General features: G+C 25.3%; 23 protein-coding genes. 14 read left to right on the top strand and 9 right to left on the bottom strand.

Going from position 1 to position 16,875, the window contains the following annotated elements; all coding sequences use genetic code 11:
* Positions 1-225: 225 nt before the first annotated feature.
* Positions 226-1,074 (bottom strand): ParA family protein, encoded by an 849-nt coding sequence (locus I4U89_RS14755; protein WP_195941039.1) that lies wholly within the window; start codon positions 1,072-1,074, stop codon positions 226-228.
* A 323-nt stretch (positions 1,075-1,397) separates the two neighbouring features.
* On the opposite strand from I4U89_RS14755, the gene I4U89_RS14750 reads away from it, so the two are divergent.
* From I4U89_RS14750 to I4U89_RS14740, 3 genes are all read left to right on the top strand, one after another.
* A complete protein-coding gene (locus I4U89_RS14750) occupies positions 1,398-1,640 on the top strand; it encodes a DUF1659 domain-containing protein (RefSeq protein WP_195941038.1) in 243 nt (80 codons plus the stop codon).
* 28 nt (positions 1,641-1,668) lie between these two features.
* Positions 1,669-1,902, top strand: a complete 234-nt coding sequence (locus I4U89_RS14745) for a DUF2922 domain-containing protein (protein WP_195941037.1) — start codon at positions 1,669-1,671, stop codon at positions 1,900-1,902.
* An 84-nt stretch (positions 1,903-1,986) separates the two neighbouring features.
* Positions 1,987-2,142, top strand: a complete 156-nt coding sequence (locus tag I4U89_RS14740) for a YvrJ family protein (protein WP_271933394.1) — start codon at positions 1,987-1,989, stop codon at positions 2,140-2,142.
* Positions 2,143-2,304: 162 nt separating this feature from the next.
* On the opposite strand, the gene I4U89_RS14735 is transcribed toward I4U89_RS14740, so the two are convergent.
* Positions 2,305-2,499, bottom strand: a complete 195-nt coding sequence (locus I4U89_RS14735; RefSeq protein WP_330615581.1) for a Mor transcription activator family protein — start codon at positions 2,497-2,499, stop codon at positions 2,305-2,307.
* Positions 2,500-3,066: 567 nt separating this feature from the next.
* Between I4U89_RS14735 and I4U89_RS14730 the strand changes: the two genes are divergently transcribed.
* The 3 genes from I4U89_RS14730 to I4U89_RS14720 all read left to right on the top strand — a co-directional run bounded on the left by I4U89_RS14730 (position 3,067) and on the right by I4U89_RS14720 (position 5,158).
* A complete protein-coding gene (locus I4U89_RS14730; protein WP_195941035.1) occupies positions 3,067-3,252 on the top strand; it encodes a DUF3784 domain-containing protein in 186 nt (61 codons plus the stop codon).
* A gap of 590 nt (positions 3,253-3,842) precedes the next feature.
* Complete coding sequence (locus I4U89_RS14725; protein WP_195941034.1) at positions 3,843-4,544, top strand: geobacillin-26 family protein; 702 nt, start codon at positions 3,843-3,845, stop codon at positions 4,542-4,544.
* Between the two features lie 443 nt (positions 4,545-4,987).
* Entirely contained in the window at positions 4,988-5,158 is a 171-nt protein-coding gene (locus I4U89_RS14720) for a hypothetical protein (RefSeq protein WP_195941033.1), read from the top strand.
* A gap of 125 nt (positions 5,159-5,283) precedes the next feature.
* Here the strand turns inward: I4U89_RS14720 and I4U89_RS14715 are convergent, their stop codons facing one another.
* Entirely contained in the window at positions 5,284-5,466 is a 183-nt protein-coding gene (locus I4U89_RS14715; RefSeq protein WP_195941032.1) for a DUF4177 domain-containing protein, read from the bottom strand.
* 137 nt (positions 5,467-5,603) lie between these two features.
* Here I4U89_RS14715 and I4U89_RS14710 point away from each other — a divergent pair, with 137 nt between their 5' ends.
* A complete protein-coding gene (locus I4U89_RS14710; protein WP_195941031.1) occupies positions 5,604-6,302 on the top strand; it encodes a 5'-methylthioadenosine/adenosylhomocysteine nucleosidase in 699 nt (232 codons plus the stop codon).
* A gap of 113 nt (positions 6,303-6,415) precedes the next feature.
* On the opposite strand, the gene I4U89_RS14705 is transcribed toward I4U89_RS14710, so the two are convergent.
* Entirely contained in the window at positions 6,416-7,150 is a 735-nt protein-coding gene (locus I4U89_RS14705; protein ID WP_195941030.1) for an alpha/beta fold hydrolase, read from the bottom strand.
* A gap of 214 nt (positions 7,151-7,364) precedes the next feature.
* Positions 7,365-8,105 (bottom strand): helix-turn-helix domain-containing protein, encoded by a 741-nt coding sequence (locus I4U89_RS14700; RefSeq protein ID WP_195941029.1) that lies wholly within the window; start codon positions 8,103-8,105, stop codon positions 7,365-7,367.
* Positions 8,106-8,789: 684 nt separating this feature from the next.
* On the opposite strand from I4U89_RS14700, the gene I4U89_RS14695 reads away from it, so the two are divergent.
* From I4U89_RS14695 to I4U89_RS15960, 3 genes are all read left to right on the top strand, one after another.
* Positions 8,790-9,359 (top strand): GNAT family N-acetyltransferase, encoded by a 570-nt coding sequence (locus I4U89_RS14695; protein WP_195941028.1) that lies wholly within the window; start codon positions 8,790-8,792, stop codon positions 9,357-9,359.
* A 691-nt stretch (positions 9,360-10,050) separates the two neighbouring features.
* Positions 10,051-10,593, top strand: a complete 543-nt coding sequence (locus I4U89_RS14690) for a sigma-70 family RNA polymerase sigma factor (protein WP_195941027.1) — start codon at positions 10,051-10,053, stop codon at positions 10,591-10,593.
* Complete coding sequence (locus tag I4U89_RS15960) at positions 10,594-11,676, top strand: DUF4179 domain-containing protein (RefSeq protein ID WP_195941026.1); 1,083 nt, start codon at positions 10,594-10,596, stop codon at positions 11,674-11,676.
* A gap of 211 nt (positions 11,677-11,887) precedes the next feature.
* Here I4U89_RS15960 and I4U89_RS14680 read toward each other — a convergent pair whose 3' ends face one another.
* Together I4U89_RS14680 and I4U89_RS14675 are read right to left on the bottom strand one after the other, a co-directional pair.
* Positions 11,888-12,310 (bottom strand): hypothetical protein, encoded by a 423-nt coding sequence (locus tag I4U89_RS14680; protein WP_195941025.1) that lies wholly within the window; start codon positions 12,308-12,310, stop codon positions 11,888-11,890.
* Positions 12,311-12,417: 107 nt separating this feature from the next.
* Complete coding sequence (locus I4U89_RS14675; RefSeq protein WP_195941024.1) at positions 12,418-13,119, bottom strand: hypothetical protein; 702 nt, start codon at positions 13,117-13,119, stop codon at positions 12,418-12,420.
* 450 nt (positions 13,120-13,569) lie between these two features.
* Here I4U89_RS14675 and I4U89_RS14670 point away from each other — a divergent pair, with 450 nt between their 5' ends.
* Positions 13,570-13,770 (top strand): helix-turn-helix transcriptional regulator, encoded by a 201-nt coding sequence (locus tag I4U89_RS14670; RefSeq protein WP_195941023.1) that lies wholly within the window; start codon positions 13,570-13,572, stop codon positions 13,768-13,770.
* 4 nt (positions 13,771-13,774) lie between these two features.
* The gene (locus I4U89_RS14665) at positions 13,775-14,101 is read left to right on the top strand and encodes a hypothetical protein (RefSeq protein WP_195941022.1); all 327 of its coding nucleotides are present in this window, start codon (positions 13,775-13,777) and stop codon (positions 14,099-14,101) included.
* Positions 14,102-14,420: 319 nt separating this feature from the next.
* On the opposite strand, the gene I4U89_RS14660 is transcribed toward I4U89_RS14665, so the two are convergent.
* Entirely contained in the window at positions 14,421-14,690 is a 270-nt protein-coding gene (locus tag I4U89_RS14660; RefSeq protein WP_195941021.1) for a hypothetical protein, read from the bottom strand.
* Between the two features lie 213 nt (positions 14,691-14,903).
* Positions 14,904-15,098: a hypothetical protein gene (locus I4U89_RS14655; RefSeq protein ID WP_195941020.1), complete on the bottom strand. Its 195-nt coding sequence runs from the start codon at positions 15,096-15,098 to the stop codon at positions 14,904-14,906.
* Positions 15,099-15,402: 304 nt separating this feature from the next.
* Between I4U89_RS14655 and I4U89_RS14650 the strand changes: the two genes are divergently transcribed.
* Together I4U89_RS14650 and I4U89_RS14645 are read left to right on the top strand one after the other, a co-directional pair.
* Positions 15,403-15,930 carry an NUDIX hydrolase gene (locus tag I4U89_RS14650; protein WP_195941019.1) on the top strand — a complete coding sequence of 176 codons (528 nt, stop codon included), beginning with the start codon at positions 15,403-15,405 and terminating at the stop codon, positions 15,928-15,930.
* 523 nt (positions 15,931-16,453) lie between these two features.
* On the top strand, positions 16,454-16,822 hold the full coding sequence (locus I4U89_RS14645) for a helix-turn-helix domain-containing protein (protein ID WP_195941018.1): 369 nt from the start codon (positions 16,454-16,456) through the stop codon (positions 16,820-16,822).
* Positions 16,823-16,875 lie beyond the last annotated feature (53 nt).

The following is a 16,875-nucleotide window of genomic DNA, read 5'->3' as shown; positions in this document are numbered from 1 at the left end:
ACATTTATATTATTATTTTTGCTCTCTATAAAATCTTGTCCAGTTGATTTTTCTTCTATTTTTTGCTTTATATTAAGTAATCCATTTTTCTTATTTAACATTGGATTTTCAATACTCATAGTCTACTACCTCCTCCATTAAATAAAGATTTAATCTTTATTTAATTATTTTTTAATATATTTTTTATATATATTTAATAATAGTTAAACATATTTTTAATCATTATTAAATAATTATTAAATCATCTTGTATATACTCATTTATAAGGTCTGTTATTTCACTATCTATATCCGTTTTTATTTTTCTTTCTTTAACTTTTACATACTCACTTATAGGCTCATTGTATAAAATACAATTTTCATAATGAACAGATTTTCTCATTGTTTGCTTAAATGTATTTCCTAATATTCCTTTTTCATTAGCACATTCTAGCCACATTTTTATCTTTTTATTTTCTTGTTTTTCAAATTTAGTTATTACTGGTTTTCTTATATCATCTTTATCGATTCTAAGAGCCTTTTTTATATCTGTATAAGTTTTTACTAATAAGTTATATCCTGTTAATGTACTATAGCATCCATAGTTTATTATAGGAATTATATCAGTACAGCATATAAATACATTTGTATTTAATACAGATATGGCAGGATTTAAATCAAATACAATTAAATCATAATCTGATAATATATCTATATTTTTATCATCTGTTAGATAGTTTAATAGTGTATATTCTTTACCTGGTTTTGTATTAAGTACTAGCTCTAGTGTAACCATATCTATATTACTTGCGATTATATCTAGATTTTTAAATTTATCTATTGGTGATTTTATTATTAATTTTTCTAACTCTACATTATCTTCTAATCCATCTTTTAATGTGTATATATTAGATTCTATAACTTCTTCTCCCAATAAAAATACTGATGCGTTAGATTGTGGATCTGCATCTATAAATAGTACTTTTTTATCAGGATAATTTGTACAAAATTGATATATAAAATTTAAGTTTAAACATGTTTTTGAACTTCCACCTTTAAAGCTCATATGCGTTAATATTGTCTGATTTTTAGCCATTTAATCCTCTCCTCACAACATTAAAAAAATATTAAATGTATATTTAATATTTTTTTAATGTTTATTTAATAAATATTATAACACATATTTAATAACTATTAAATATATCTCTTAGGCTATTATTGTTTTAAATAATTTATTTTTATAAATAAAATATCTTAATAAATTTTCTATAAATAAAATCATAAAAAATATTCATCAACTATATTTTAGGACTTAAAATCAATCCTTTAATACAATGAACTTAAAATAAAGCAAATAAACCTTATAACTAGGTTAACTGCTTTAAATACACCTACAAATGGCTCAAAGGAGGAAATAAAATGTTAGACAAAAGATTAGTTTCTGAAGTAACAGAAATAAAAGATGCTTCTTCATTAAAAATAAGATTTGACTGTGGCTTAAATGATGAAGGAAAAACAATAGTAAAATCAAGAACATACTCAAATGTAAAACCAACAGCAACAGCTCTTGATGTTTACAACGTGGCAGAAACATTAGAATCACTTCAACAACATACTATGTTGTCAGTAGTAAAACAAGATAACACAAACTTAAGTGCATAAAACAAATTAAACAAAGGAGGAGTAAAAAATGGGAGAAATAGAAGTAAAACTTTTAATGACATTCTCAACAAAAAGTGGTAAAAAAGTAAGTTTATATGTAACAGATCCAAGAGAAGATTTAACAGAATCAGAGATAAAATCTGCTATGAATGTTATAGTTTCTAAGAATATATTTGCACCTAATGGAGAAGATTTACAAGCTCCAGTAGAAGCAAAAGTTGTTCAAACAGAAACTACAGAATATGACCTTGTAGTTGCATAACACTTGTAACACCTTAAGAAAAGCCCCTCTAAGCTTAAGAGGGGCTTTTTTAGCAATTTTAGAAGTATTTAGGAGGAAATAGTCGTGGAATTAGATTTAATGCAGTTAGTGGCTAATCTAGGCTTTCCTGCTATTGTGACCATGTATCTATTGGTTAGAATCGAAGGGAAACTAGAAAACCTAAGCATAAGTATCAATTCTTTAAATTCAAATATTAGTGAATTAAATAATAAAATGTAAAAAGTTATCGCCAACGGCAAAGCCCGTTGCTAAAAAAGCTACACACCTAATTTTAGGTGTGTAGCTTTTCTTTTCTAAAAACTAGAATTTTATAAAATCTAAGTATTTATCATACATTTTACAACTATTAATTGTCAATTCCAATATATGGAAAAATAGTGCCTAAGCACTCTTTTTATGCTTATTTATAATAGCTCTTATATAACTTTCTAACATGTTATATTTAACAGCTAACTCCTTATGATTAAATCCATTGTAATTAGCTATGATAGACCTACCTCTAGCCTCTTTGTATATCATCTTTTCAGTAGGAAAGTACACAGATGTTCCTACAAATACTTTAAATAAAGCCCCTATGTGCTACATATTTATAAAGAGACGTTTCATTAAACTTTTACTTGTTGTTTAATTTCTTTTAAAACTTGATATACTCTACCTTTACTTTCCCCTAACTCAAAGGCTATAAACTTATCTATGACCTTTGGTACACCTCTTAAATCATCTCTTGAAATAAAGTTCTAAATGGCCTTATATTCTTCTATTTAGTATGTACATTGTATTTGGCAATACAAATATGCCTTCATTCTTATAAAACACTTATACAATCCATCTTTAGTCATAACTTTAAGTATTATATATTTTTAAATTTATTTGCATTATTTCCACTAATTTGACCTATATTACATAATCGAGCATCAGTAAAGCCTCTACTCGTAGCTCATTTATAGAACTTTTTGAGCAACGGACGAAGTCGTTGGCGACATAAAGTGTAGCGCCCACGCAGTGGCTTAAGCGAAGCGAATTTTTTATTTAGTAAGTTATATTATAAACCTTATTCAAAGTTTCATATTGTTCTAGAAATCTTAAATGTGTTTTTAGAGAATAATTAAATCTGCTATCATAACTTTTAAAGGGGGAGTTTTTATGTTTTATAATGCTTTAACTATGTCAGGAATTTTCTTTATAATATCTTTTATATTTTTGATATTTAGAGATAAAGCATATTTTTTAATTGGTGGATATAACTGTATAACTAAAGCTCAAAGAAAAAATTATGATGAAAAGAAACTTAGTAAAGATTTTGGAACTACTTTTTTAAATATGGTCTAATCTGGCTATTAGGGGCCATTGGTTGTATATTAATTTCTAATTGGAGTTATTTGATAGCATTTATAATTTGGATAATCTACTTTTCAAAAAATACTAGCTTTAGTAATAAAATATTTGATAAGTATAAAATAAACTAACCTTAAAATTTTACTTTAAGGATTAGTTAGTATTTAATATAAAATTAAAGCCCTTAAAATTCATTTATTTGGATTTTAAGGGCTTTTTTATTATCTACATTTATCTATTACATTTTTACTTAAAGCTTATAATTATTTAATAAAGAAAAATAAAATTATAGCTAACATACAACTAATTTTAGATATAAGACCAATTATTTTATTTTTTTAATTTTCTATTAAATTTATAGTATTTATTTTTATATATCTTTAATTTCCACTCTTATAAAAAGAATAACATAATTATTTTTATAAAAAAAGACTTTTCGTGAAAATATTTTCATAATAAAATTATTATAATCTTCATAATTCATTGTTTTTTGATAAAATTCAACTAAAACTTCAATTTAGCAACAATTATTGCCAAAAATTTATGAGGAATAAAGAGATATTTTATTAAGAGGAGGAATAATTATGAGTTTTAATAAAAAAGCGAGTAAAGGGATTGCTTTATCATTGGTAGGGGTTAGTATAATAAGCCCTTTGTTCAATGTTGCTAATGCTATGGAACATACACCTAATAGTCAAGAAATTCAAAATAATGTATTTGCCAACATAGAAGTTAAAATTTTAAAAGATAATGATGATGAAAAAGTAGTTGAGGTTATAGATGGAGATATAGTATCTACTTCAACTTATAATAAAAAAGATAATTCACTAAGACTTGTAATAAAAAAAGATGGCGTAATTATTCAAGATGAACTAACTAAAGGTATCAAAGGTGTTCAATATTCAAATATTTCACCTCGGGCTAAGGTTAGTATGGGTGCTTTATATTCTAAATTAAAATATTCTATTAATATGAAAAGTTGGACTTTGACAAATAGTAAAGGAAATGTTAAAAAGAAACCCGAAACAAAAAGTTACAAAGAAAATCTTTACAGATTCAAGAGTTCAGTTGATGCTTGTAGACGAGATGAAAATGTTGCTGCTGCAAGTCTTGTAGGGTTCCAAACATCTGTTATTGCTGCTGCTATAACTGGAGCAGTGTCTGGAGGAATTGGCTCAATAATTGCTATACTTGGTTCTATAGGCGCTCCTATAAGTGCTGCAAATAGTTTATGGAGTGCCTCTAAACATACGAAAGATGCAGACAGATACTTTGCTATATTATAATAATTTAGTATATGTTTTATATGGCGTTATAATATTTATATTTAGAGGTCATATATTAAAGCTCGTAAAGGATAGGAATGAAAATGATAAAAAAATCATTAATATTCTTAGCGCAGTGTATATATTAATAGGGTTGATTTCAAGTATAGTTTATATTGATGGGATGTATTTATTGTTTATTGTATTAGGTTTCCCTTGGGTTTTAATTGAGTATTACAAGAAGTAAATATATTTCTCAAATTATATGCAATTTGAGAAATATATTACTTTAAGAGAATCTCCAAGAAACAATAATCTTTATGATAAAAAATATACTAAAGCAACTATTACTTAAATTTTATTTTAGATACTAGTTGCTTTAGTATTATAAAGTCTTCTAATCTAGAATATTATTTTGATTAAATATATAGTTTATTAGTTTTAACATAAGGAGGATTAAAATAATGAAAAATAAAACATCTGTTATATTGGCATCATTAATTCCAATTTTAATGATTAACTTATTAATGTTCAAAAATGTCTCTTTAATGATTACTATATTGACAGCTATAACGATGTTAATTGTTGCAGGAAAAATATTATCAAATGTAATTTTAGAAAGTAAAAGTAACTAGACTTAAAATTTCACTTTAGAGACTAGTTATGTATTTAAGACAAAATTAAAGCACTTAGAATCCAAGTAAATGGGTTCTAAGGGCTTTAATTTTTACTACTGTTGAAATAAATTTCAGAAACTAGTTTAAATCTCTCTTTTAAAAACGGCTAAACCTTCCATCAAATGTATATGAACTAATTCCCAACCTTCTTTACCTAACGGATTGAAAAGTTCTTCTAGTGCTTCTGCTTTATTTTTACTTGCTAGTTTTTTATTAATACCATCTTGAGCATATAACTGTATAAATTTATATTCGAATTTTTTCATTTGCTATCTCCTTTTTAGTCAATATTATATCAAAGTAAAGATAGCCTGATACTAATTATTACTAGTAAATTTTAAATGTGTTTTTAAAGCATAGTTAAATATACAGTGCTATAATTTTTCAAAAGGGGGAGATATTATTGAAGGTAATTGGAGTAATAGGAGCAATGCCTATTGAAATAAATCTTATAAAAGATAATTTGAAAATAATAGTTGAAGAAGAGTATGCAGGATTTAAATTTTATGTTTGTAATAAGGAAAATATAAGAGTAATACTAACTTCTTGTAGTATTGGAAAAGTTAATGCAGCTAGTTGCACGCAAATACTCATAGATAAATTTAAGGTTACACATATAATAAATACCGGTATTGCAGGAAGTCTAAGTGAATCCGTAAAAATATGTGACATAGTTATTTCTAATACTGTAACTCATCATGATGTTCGTAAATCTCAAATGATAAACTGGTTCCCGTTTAAAGAAGAATTTGAATCAGATAAGTTTTTAATAGAAATAGCAATAAAAGCCTATCAAAAGATAGAATCGGTTAAGTTTAATTATCATATTGGGAAAATAGTTAGTGGAGAATCATTTATTTCAGATTATAATTTAAGAAATTTAATAATTAAAGAACATTCTCCTCATTGTGTTGAAATGGAAGGCTCTGCGATTGGTCATGTTGCATATATAAATAGCATACCATTTTTAATTATTAGAAGTATCTCAGATAATGCAGATGATAATTCTACAAACTCTATAATAGATTTCGAAAAAATATCAGCTAATAATTCAGCTCTTTTAGTATTAAATATTTTAGATATTTTAGATAAAACTAATTAGTTTTAAAATTTCACTTTAGAGACTAGTTATGTGTTTTACATAAAGTTAATGCCCTTAGAATCCAAATAAATGTATTCTAAGGGTATTTTTACTAGCTATCTTTAAATGTGTTTTTAGAGAATAGTTGAGTCTATATAATTCAAAAAATTTTTTATTGAAATTATCATTTGAAATAATTCACTTTTCATAATATCATGACCTGAATTTGAGAACTTTTCAATTCTAATGCTCTTACTACCTAAATTATTTATGTATTTACTTATATCAGACTTAGACAATAATGTATCCTCTTTCTCACCTTTTAATACTAGAGTTGGACATTTTACTTTATTCAAGTCAGTTGAGAAATCTTTATATTTAGAGTCAATTTCTATACTTTTTAATACATCATATGTTATAGATACAGACAAATCATGCCTATTATATACATCCATTTGTTCTTTAGCCCAACCTTTATTCATGCTTTTATGCTCCGCTGGATATTCACCTACTATAAGTCCTCTAATCTTATTTAAATTTGAAATAACGTAACCTAATGCATAAGAAACACCTCTAGAGTATCCCATTAAACAAAATTTATCTAACCTTAGTTCATTTACTACAAGATCTATGTCTTCAATATGTTTTTCTAAGGTATATCCATTATCAGCATTACTACTATTCCCTCTACCTCTAAAAGATAGAGCTACGCATCTTCTATCATTTAGAGTTTTTACAATACTTTCGTAGTCTGTACACTCTTCTGATAATCCAGGACAAATTATCAAAGGAGTTTTTAGAGAATCTAGAATTTGATTATCGATATAATTTATTTTCATTGAATTTTTTACTGCATACCCCTTATACATTTACTCCACCACCTTTATTATGAATTGTAGCAAGGAGCAGTTCATTGTCAATATCACCAACACTCCTTAAAATTTCCGTTTAGAGACTAGTTATGTATTTTACATAAAATTAATGCCCTTAGAATCTAAACAAATGGATTCTAAGGGCTTTTTAGAGAATAGTTAACTATTATTTACACAATTATAAAAGTACCTAAATATAGGTACTTCTAACTTATGAATTATCCTTTTTTAGTTTTGATAATATTAAATTTACTATAATTGATATTAATGAAACTATACCTATCGATGTGAATATTAAAAATACATTGTTATATATATCGTAATTTTCGGAATCAATATGAAGTTCATAATAAACTGTGCTTTTATCTTTAATCTTTTTATTAGTTGCTTGGCTAAATTCTATATTTTTATTTACATATAGATTTTTGTACGAGTAGTTCAATTTCAAATTACCTAAATCATTTGATTTTCCTATAAATACGTTTAAAAGTGTAACAGTCTTAAGCTCTTTTTTCTCTAAGAATTTAGGTAATTCTTTTTTAAATACATCTGACTTTTCATCTTCAACATATGTAACTAAATCATTTATTTTTTTATCTACAAGATTATATATTTCAGTTTGTTTTTTATTAAATTCGTACATTTTGTAACTAGAAAAGCCTACAACCAAAATACATACAATAATAATTGAAATAAGCATTTTACTTAGATTTTTTCCTAGCTTTAAATCTTTAGAAATCTTTTTTACCATTTCTGAATCCTCCCTTAATAACTTATCAAGAGAAAAATTATATAGATCACTTAATGCAACTAAACTTTCTAAATCAGGATAATTTCTACCAACTTCCCAATTCGAGATAGTTTGTCTAGATACATTTAATATATTAGCGACATTCTCTTGAGTTAGATTTTTTTTCAATCGTTCTTGTTTTAACTTTGCTCCTATTTTCATATAAACTCTCCTTCTGAATTCAGTATGGTATGTTTTTAATCTATTTCCTAGCAATATCTCGTGTCTTCAGATAAAACCAGTCGCAATCATACGTTGCATTGGCTTGATTTCAATATTTTAACATATTTTGACTTTAATAAAAACTTAAGCACTTAAAACCTAAATTAAATAGATTTTAAGGACCTTTTTTCTAATTCTTAATATATATCTTCAAATGTGTTTTTATGGAATCGTATTTTTTTAAAATGACCTCAAAAACATCTGTTTTAACAATTACTAATTGAATTATAGGCTATGCTATAATTCAATTAGTAATTGTTATTATCATTTGTTAAATAAGGGGATGGTTTAAAGTAATGAAAAACAAATTTATTTTTATATTTATAGGACTATTAATTTGTCTGGGAGTATCTTTTATAATTTTTGATATTTTAGAATTTAACAAAATAAGTGGACCTATTATTTCTGGATTAGTATGTGGTTTAATTTTAAATATTTTATATAAAAAAATGAAATTTAAATAGATGTTTAATTTTAAAATTACTATTCTTTTTAACGTCCGCAAAAACATCTGTTTTAGTAGACACTTTTTTCTTGTACGCTATTAAAGGATATTTAACTAATATATAAAATTTTATATAGTAGTGTTTGTTATAAATTTTTTATTAAAAGGGGATAAATAAAGTGATTAATTGTAAAAGCTTAATAATCAGACAGTTGGAATTAGGGGATGAAGAATACTTATATAAATGGTGGAATGATGGAGAACTAATGGAACATGCTACTCATATATTTGGAACTTTACAGAGTAAGGAATCAATAAAGAATAGTATTTTAAAAGATATTGAAGATACAACAATATTTTCGACTTCTAAAAGATTTATTATTTGTAAAAAAGATAATTTAGTCCCGATAGGAGAAATCAATTATTCTGATTGGGATAGTAGGAATCAAAAAGCTGAGTTAGGTATAAAAATATGTAATAGAGAAGAACAAGGTAAAGGCTATGGAGTAGATGTTTTATATCACTTTATAGATTTTATGTTCAAGTTTTTAAATATAAATAAAATAGAGCTGACTACAATGAGCGATAATGAAAGAGCGCAACAATTATATAGAAAATTAGGATTTAAAGATATTGGGATAATTAGAGATGCGTATTTTGATAGTAGATATGGTAAATTTTCAGATGCAATCTATATGGATTTATTGAAAAAAGATTGGGATAATTTAAAAAATGAAATAATTAAATAATAGCTAGTATTCACAAAAATATATGATTTGATGAACATACTTAATTGATCTATAACATATCTAAAAAATATTAAAACTGTACAAGAAATTAAAAATACCGTTTTATGTACAATTTTTTTATATAAAAAACAATAAGTCTTAAAATTTCTTATGTATTTAAGATAAAATTAAAGCCCTTAAAATCCAAGTAAATTGATTTTAAGGGCTTTTTTTCTAGATATCTTGTAACGAATGACAAAAGCTCATTTAATCCTTTGAATATAGGGTTATTTGTAATATTTGTAGTATCGTTTACAACTTCCTTTATCTAACTTCTCTAATAATATTTTTTTCTTATCTTTAGGAACGTTATGTTTATCAAAGAACCCTTGTAAATCATTTCTTTTAAAACTCTCTGTTTTTATGTCTGAGCTATTATCTAATAATTCATTTCATTAGATATATTTGCTGATGATATTAAAATACTACTTACGATTAAAGTTGATACTAATATTTTTCCTCTTAAGTTTTTGTTACATTTCATAATAAATCCCTCTAAAATAATTTTATATTCATATATATAACGTCTTTAAATTATAATTTGTGATAGAAAAAAAGTTTTAAGACTTTTTTTTAAAAACTGAAACTTTAGATACACTTATTACGTCTAATAAAGGGAATATAAAGGAAACATAAGGGAGAATTATTACTAATGAAAACTATTAAAGATCTAAATAATAACAGCTATAGGCTCATAGTAGAAAAAGCTGTGAGAGGAGATAGGGATGCAATTGAAAAAATTATAAACGATCATAAAGAATACTTATATAAAACAGCTTTTTTATATATAAAAAATGAACAAGAGGCTGTAGAGATATGCCAAGAAACAGTATATAAAGCAGTTATAAATATACATAAACTAAAAAATCCTGATTATTTTAAAACATGGATTACTAGAATACTAATAAATAATGTTAACGATAGAAATCGAAATAATGGTAGAACTATTAATAATCTTGAAAAACTCGAATCAATTGAAGATATATCATATGAAAAGTTAGAAGATAAAATAGATTTGTATAATGCTATAGACATATTAGAAGATAAATTTAAAACCCCTATAATACTTCAATATTTTTATGATATGACTATAAAAGAAATCGCGGATATAACTGAAACTAATGAAAATACAGTTAAAACTTACATAAGACGAGGTAAAGAAAAACTATATAAGATATTAATGGAGGGTAACTAAGTGAATAAGTTAGATCATATAAAGATACCGAGTAATTTTGATTGTGCTATAGATGAGGCTATAGATAAGGCTTTTAATGAAAAAAAGAGAATTAAATCACGTAAAAGAAAAAGTATAGAAGCAGGACTATCCGCAGCCCTTATCGTAGGAACTATAGCTATAAATAGTGAAACAACATGGGCTTATATAGAAAATATAACAAAACATATTGAATCTTTTCTAGGCAGAGAGGATAGTATATTTGATAAATATAAATTTGAGGGGTTGCAAACTGTTGAAGATAATGGACTAAAATTTAGCTTAGGTGAATTAATGATAGATGATGGACAAATATTAGTTAGTATGAGTATGGACTATACAAATTTTAAACCAAAAGATAAAAATATAGATGCATCTAAGATACATCCATCTCTTCCTACTGTTACTATTGATAATATTCTATTATTAGATCCAAGTGGTGGTGTAGTTGAATCTGAAAAGGTCGAAGGGGAGAATAAAGTAAATATGTTATTAAAAATTAATTTCTGGGATCTAGATACTGATATAAATAATACAGATAAAAATTCATATGAAATTTTAGATAATTTAGAATCTGGCAAGGAATATAATTTAAAGATGACTATCAGCAATCTTTATTATAATGATAAAGAAGAATATAATCTTGGTTCGGGAAAATGGGAATTCAACACCAAAATCAATGCATCGAATCTAATTAAAGATACTCACGTTCATAAAGTAAATAAAAAAATTAAAATCGACGAAGATGTATATAAAGGAGATTTATATATAGAAGAAATTAGAATATCTCCTCTATCAGTTAAAGTTAAATATAATTTTGATTTATATACTGATATTAGTGTTAATAAGAGACGTGAACCTCGTTTTATAGTAAAAAATCAAAATGGAAAAGAATTAGAACTAGGGTCTGGCGCAGGCGGACAACTAAATAATGGAAAATGGTATATTGGTGACGAATTTAATTTAAAAGGTAATGAGAAAAAAATTATTATAACACCTTGTGTGTACATTAATGACAAAGCAAAACTATTTACAGAAGATGCTATTGTATTAGATATCGATTAAACTTAATAGTTATTGTTTTAGATATGCTAATATACATAAAAAACACAAAAATGACTAGCAATTTCATGATTAGAAATTGCTAGTCATTTTTTGTGAAGTTAATTTTCTTCCGTGATTCAAATTATTTTCTCCTATTCTTCCTATCTTTTTTGTAACTATCAAAATTATGGTTAGAAAAATTTATAGAAAAAAATAAGGCTTAATTTAAGCCTTATTTTTTTTGAGTATCATTAACTATATTCATATTTCTTATTTGAGCTATTGTTTTATTTTTAAAACGCAATAGTGATAATGGATTGTTCAGTTCTTCATTTTGATTTGCCACAATGTATTCTGAAAAATATATACCTATCAGCTCATATTGAGGATGTTTTTCTAATTTTTTATCTATATTTTCTGGTTCTAACATTTGTGTTGTTATATAATCAAGATATTTAGTTGTTCCAAACTTAATGTTTATATTATTTTCGTCTAGATACTTTTGAAAAATTTCTTCTATATCACCCATTGTCATATCATCTTCTGAAGATTTGATAACTTTATTCGGTTTATTATTATATTCATTGTTGTATAAATAAAATAATGATAAACTCAATACAACTAAAATAATTGAGAATATGTATCTTTTTTTCAATATATGTCATTCCTCCCCATTATAGTTCTAATTAACTTATTATAAACTTTATAGTACCTATTTTTTTATTCATTAGTTTTATCTGTTTAGGTACTAGTTATATATCTCTATCCAACAGAAGTGCCTTCCATACCCTCTTGTTTTCCTCTATCTTCTATTTTAATTTTTGATAAATCAATATTTTCTTTATTGCTTGCATTTATAGATAGGTCTTTTTTATCTATATTATCGGAAGTTTTAAACTCGTATTCTATAATATTATCTTTATTTTTTTCTGAAAATTTAACTTTGCTAATCATATTTGTATTTGGGTCAACATACACAAAATTATTTTTATCATCACTATACACAATTAATCCATCAACTTTTTCTTTAGAAACATAGTCATTATCTATAATAGAAGAAATATTCTTCCTACAAGCAGAATCTATTACTGATGTGCTATTTCTCTTCTCATTTTCTTTTATTACAGAATCTGCGTATTCTTCTTTATATCCTATCCATTCGCCATTTTCATCTTTGAATAAAGATGTGAATTCTTTTTCATTACCTATATCTCTTGACTCTAATTTATTATCTTTATTATAAGCATCTAATCTATACATTCTATTTGGTATATGGCGATATTCTTCTGTATATAATCCATCTGATAAAACTTCTTTTACATATTCATATTTTTTTTCTTTATTTAATAGATTCTCATAAGCCTCTTTAACCTCTTTATTATTATCTTTTACACTACTTTGACACCCTACAATCCCAAAAGATAATATACTTACTACTACACCTAATAAAATTTTTCTTTTCATACTTATCTCCTCTAAATACTATTATTTTTAGATTTTATTATATAATAATTTGATATTAAAAAGTAATAACAAATACGTTAATATTATTAATTTTATATAACTAGCCTTAAAATTTCACTTTAGAGACTAGTCATGTATTTTACATAAAGTTAAAGCCCTTAGAATCTAAATAAATAGATTCTAAGGGCTTTTCTACTAAATGTCTTTAGACAAGTTTTTAGGGAATAGTATTTTTTTGATAACCACAAAACCATCTGTTTTAGTGAACATTTTGTTCATTTATAAATTGGATATAAATTATATAAATAGGCTACCTTGTGTTTTTATAAAAAAATATAAGGTAGTCTATCATATTAATATAAAAAGTAACTATTAATTGACAAAATGTAATCAAGTGATTACAATTTAAAATATAAATATCAAATTACATTTTATCAAGGAGGTACCACTTTGATACAAAATCGAATTAAAGTTTTGAGAGCTGAGCGTGATTGGACACAAGCTGATTTAGCTGAAAAAGTAGGTATTTCTCGTCAAGCGATTATATCGATTGAGAAATATAAGTATACTCCATCTTTAGAATTAGCTTTTAAAATCGCAAACGTTTTCGATATTTCAATAAATAAAGTTTTTGAATACAAGGAGGATTAACGTAATGAATGAACAAATTATTTTTTTATGTTTCTTGATTCCAGGTGCTGGGGTTACTATCTTTCTTCCATTTTGGAAGGGAAAAAAAGAAGTTGCTTATAAAAAAGATGAACGTTGGCAATTAATTCAAAATAAAGCTAATAATATAGTAAATCTATTAACCTCTACAGTATTTATAATAGCTTTATTTATTGGAGAAATGATATCACTTAATTCTGATATTAGCATAACTTTTACACTGAATCGTCTTTGTACCTATGGTGTATGTTACCTTGGATTACGAAATGCGATAGAACTAGCTGTATTAAAATATTTTGATAATAAGATTTAACTTAGAGAATGAAATTGGGTTTATATGATACTATTGCCAAAATTCATTATAAAACTATATTTTGAATATATAAAGAGATCAATTTAATGTGCTCTTTTTTGATGTTCAATAAAACATATGATTTGATTAACATATTTAACTGATCTATGACATATCTAAAAATCCTTTAAATTAATAGAAAAACAACAAGTCTTAAAATTTCACTTTAAGGACTAGGTATGTATCTTACATAAGGTTAATGCCCTTAAAATCTAAATAAATGGATTTTAAGGGCATTTTTACTACATGTCTTTAAACAAGTTTTTAAGGATTATTTAATTTAAATTAGTTCTTTTCTCTTATATAATTTATATCCAAATATCACTATTGCAGATAAAATCATATATCTAAATATCTCAACATATATTGTATTATTTATTTCTATTCCATTAATATAAATTATATTATTTCTATTAAATATTCCACATGTACAAACTAATAAAAATAATAGATATTTTTTACGTTTTGATTTGTAATACTGTTTTATAAAATATAGACCAAATCCAAATAATATCAAAAATGCTACAATATCACCTATTGAAAAGTTCATAAGTTTCACTCCCTTCTAAATATATTTTACCCTTAATTAAAGTTTAGCAATAACTATAGGGTTTTGCAGCTAAATATAACAAGTCTTAAAATTTTACTTTAAAGACTTGTTATATTTATTTGAGATAAAGTTAAAGCCCTTAGAATCTAAATAAATGGATTTTAAGGGCTTTTTACTAGATATCTTTAAATAAGTTTTTAGCGATTAGTTTGATTACTTAAATTCACCTGGATTCTCTGCTAAAAACTCTATATGTCCACATGTTGCACATACATAACATAAAACATTACTTATCTTTTCACCTTTAAAAGTACCTTTTTTCCTGGCACTTATGTATGGTTTTACTCCAACTACTACAGCCTTAAAATCAACCATCTTCATTTCAATTTTACATTTCTGACATTCCATAAAATTTCTCCCTCCCTTTTAATCTTTATGGTATATATCTTATTGATAAAAGAAAAGTAAATTTATTAACTCTCCTTAAAATTTTACTTTAAAGACTAGTTATGTATTTAAGATAAAGTTAATGCCCTTAGAATCGAAATAAATGGATCCTAAGGGCATTTTTGCGACAACTGTTTAAACAAGTTTTTAGGGAATAGTATTTTTAAGAATTACCACTAAAACAGCTGTTTTAGTGTCAAATTGTGAAATAAATATTAATATAATATAATATAGATAAATAGGAATTTATGGGGGTACTGTATTAATGGAAATGATTGATATTTATAACGAATTAGGACAAAAATGTGGTAAGACTGAGGAAAAATACGAGACCCATAGAAAAGGGCTTATTCATAAAGGTGTCTGTGTATGGATTATTAATTCTAATGATGAGATACTACTACAAACTCGAAATAGTCAAGTTATGTTCCCAAATATGATGGATATTTCGTTTTCAGGGCATATACAAGCTGGTGAAACATCTTTAGAAGCAGCTATACGAGAAGGAAAAGAAGAACTTGGCATTAATTTAGAAATAGATAAACTCCAATATCTCTTTTCGTGTCGAGAGTATGGAGAGGTTGATGGATATTTTGAAAATGAAATAGATGATGTGTTCCTTTATAGAGCAGATATTCTTTTAGATGAGTACTCTTTCTACGATAATGAAGTGAAAGAGGTATCGTATGTTTCACTTGAGAAATTCAAGATAATGGTAGAAACACATTCCCCTATGCTTATGCCTTACAGAACACATTATATTTTTTTACTAACAGCCTTGGGTAGGTGGTAAATTTAGTCTATTACATGGGTTTGATTTCGTACTTACCCCGACAAATTACAATTTGTCGGGGTAGGTTAAGTAAAGCATTTTAATATACTTATAACTAATGAGCATTAATGGACAATGCTCTTTTTAATTTTCAAAAAAATATATAATTTAGTGAACATATTTACTTGATCTATAACACATCTAAAAAATATTAAAACAACAAGTCTTAAAATTTTACTTTAAAGACTTGTTATGTATTTGAGATAAAGTTAAAGCCCTTAGAATCTAAATAAATGGATTTTAAGAGCATTTTTGCTAGATATCTTTAAATGTATTTTTAAGGAATAGTTTTTCAAGAATGACCACAAAAACATCTGTTATAGTGGACATTCAATCAATTATGTAAGAAAACTCTTAGTATAGTGGTTAATATTTCAACATGTTAATCTTAGTTTACACATTGCAAATAAAGGTTGATAGACAGCTTTATAGTATATAGATAGAATAAATATTATATTATCTAGCCAAAGGGGATTTATATTATATGAAATTTAATGAAAAAATATTAGATTTAAGAAAAAAGAAAGGTTTGTCACAAGAAGAACTTGGAAGAGAATTAAATGTATCTAGACAAACTATTTCAAAATGGGAAAGTGGTCAATCATATCCAGACTTTGAGAAATTAGTTTTATTAAGTGACTTCTTTGAGTTGACTTTAGATGAACTTATGAAAGATATAGACGTTCAAGATATTAAAGAAAAAAATCATAAGTCTATAGATATTTCATATTTTGAGTCGGTCTTAAAAACTATAATAAAATCGATTGTATGGTTTGGTTGGTTTATTATTATAATTGTAGTGGTATGCGCAATTGGGTCTTTAATAACTACAGGTAAATTAATTCAACCATAAAAAAATATGTTCAAAAAAACATATAGTTTGATGAACGTCTTTATTTGCTCTAT

Source organism: Romboutsia sp. 1001713B170131_170501_G6, assembly GCF_015668195.1.
Lineage (GTDB): Bacteria > Bacillota > Clostridia > Peptostreptococcales > Peptostreptococcaceae > Romboutsia_C.
Note: the sequence above shows the minus strand (reverse complement) of the source record. Positions and strands in the feature narration are given on the sequence as shown.